This is a genomic window from uncultured Nostoc sp. (genome assembly GCF_964245575.1).
Lineage (GTDB): Bacteria > Cyanobacteriota > Cyanobacteriia > Cyanobacteriales > Nostocaceae > Nostoc.
Genome location: NZ_CAXTNP010000061.1, coordinates 31308 through 31947, shown reverse-complemented (window position 1 = coordinate 31947; position 640 = coordinate 31308). Strand labels below are relative to the sequence as shown.

At 39.8% G+C, this 640-nt stretch carries 1 protein-coding gene; it reads right to left on the bottom strand.

What is annotated here, in order from left to right:
- A partial coding sequence (locus ACFFAP_RS12300) for a hypothetical protein (protein WP_375511480.1) occupies nt 1-186 on the bottom strand: 186 nt, incomplete at its 3' end.
- Nucleotides 187-640: the final 454 nt, after the last annotated feature.

The following is a 640-nucleotide window of genomic DNA, read 5'->3' as shown; positions in this document are numbered from 1 at the left end:
GTACGCCGAAATAACAAATGCGTACGCCGAAATAACAAATGCGTACGCCGAAATAGCAAATGCGTAGGCGTAGCCAGCTGTAGGCATTGCTGAAATAAGCTTAGTTGCGATCAAGAATAATTTAGATGCGTTTGCCGTGAGGCGATCGTCCTTTGGACACGCTGCGCGATTGCGTATCGCTTTCACTCTCGATTGATGTGTGAAAGCATTGTGCCTAACTAACCAAAAATGTCTGAAGCTAACTCGTACTCATGGTTTTAGGATAGGCGATCGCTCAAGTAAAGAACCAAATAATTCTCAACAACCTCAAGGCCAAGGATGCGGAATTGGTAGAAGGGCTTAATCAGTACTGGCAACAGCAAAAGCAGTCGTACCTTGGCTCTAAAGTTAACGCAATTGCCCGACCAATACCTTTTCCAGCACCTGTAACAATCGCAACTTAATCTTTAAATTGCTCTGACACAAAATAAATTCCTTCTACATGACCCTATATAGGTTACTCCTTTTTGGTGTAAAAACTTTGGGCAATTACTATAACAAAGTCATCACTACTTGGTAAGATTATACAGGGTTGTATTTTATAACCACAGTTGTATATACAAAACTTGTCATGGAATAGTATAATATTCAATAATTTTTT